Raw genomic sequence first — 1,108 nt, 5'->3', positions numbered from 1 at the left:
GCGTTACGGACGTAAAATGTCCATTCCCGCTTATCGTGGATGGAAAATATTCTTGTCATAATTCTATTGTAAGTTTACCGGGTAACTATAATTTCAGATTTTCGAGGGTAACGAATTTGCTTTTTGTAATGCTCATGCAAATGAGATCATTTTGTTTACCGGTAATTTCAAAACCGGCCTTTTCATAAACTGACAGCGCTGATATATTTGYGGGATGGACCTTTAAATAAATGAGATCCAATTCTTTAACCAAAAAACCATATCGTATCATTTGAACAGTTGCCTGGTAACCTATACCTTTACCCCAGTAAAGCTTGTTGCCAATAAAAAGATGCAACTCAGCATCATGTTCGGTAATATCCAACAATTGCACGTTACCTATGTATGTATTAAGCTCTTTAACACAAATTGCAAATCTTGCCTGGTTTGGCTTATTCAACTGAGCCTGTAACCACTTGGTCTCTGCCTCGACGCTTATGTAGCTGGTTGGTTTATAGCCAGTGTAAATCCATATTAATGGGTCATTTCGCCATGCATATGATACTAATGCATCTTCTATGACAAGGGGTCGTATGTAAACTGATATTGTCATAAAAATAGGCGTAAAATATTTAACATATAAAACATATCCTGTAGGTTATACCGTTGATCTATTGGCAAGGGCACCAAGCAACGGGCAAGTTGATTTTCAAACATTCCTTTTTCAGTCCATTTAAAAACGTTTGGCCAATAGGTAGCAACAAATATTTTTTTTTGTATTAAATGAACTTTTAAATGGCTATCATCATATAAAAAGGGGTAAGCCATAGGGGCGCAATTCTCGGGGATCTCAAATTTCAACAGGTTATATTCCTGTAGATGTTTGTGTAAAAAGTGAAAATTCCGTTCCCTGATTTTGGCGCATTCATCATAATCAATACTCGATAGAATTTTTCGGGTCACCGTCGACATTGTCCTAATGTCATTATTATCCAGATCCTTATTGTTGTCTTTAAAATCTGAATAAGCTGCTTCTATACCAAAATCAATACTTTTTATGAGGTGCGAAAAACGATGTATTGAGGTATCGAGCGGTAATTTTTTTGGTAATTTCCTTCTTATCTGGAGG

1 protein-coding gene and 1 pseudogene are annotated in these 1,108 nt (G+C 36.1%); both read right to left on the bottom strand.

The window, feature by feature from the left end:
• Positions 1 to 85 precede the first annotated feature (85 nt).
• Positions 86 to 592 carry a GNAT family N-acetyltransferase gene (locus tag AC1DQW_RS27720; RefSeq protein ID WP_477457024.1) on the bottom strand — a complete coding sequence of 169 codons (507 nt, stop codon included), beginning with the start codon at positions 590 to 592 and terminating at the stop codon, positions 86 to 88.
• Positions 589 to 1,108: pseudogene (locus tag AC1DQW_RS27715) on the bottom strand (hypothetical protein); the annotation flags it as partial. The gene AC1DQW_RS27720 and the pseudogene AC1DQW_RS27715, both read right to left, overlap by 4 nt.

It is taken from the genome of Mucilaginibacter sp. P5_A4 (assembly GCF_056400605.1).
This window is presented reverse-complemented; position numbering and strand designations above follow the sequence as displayed.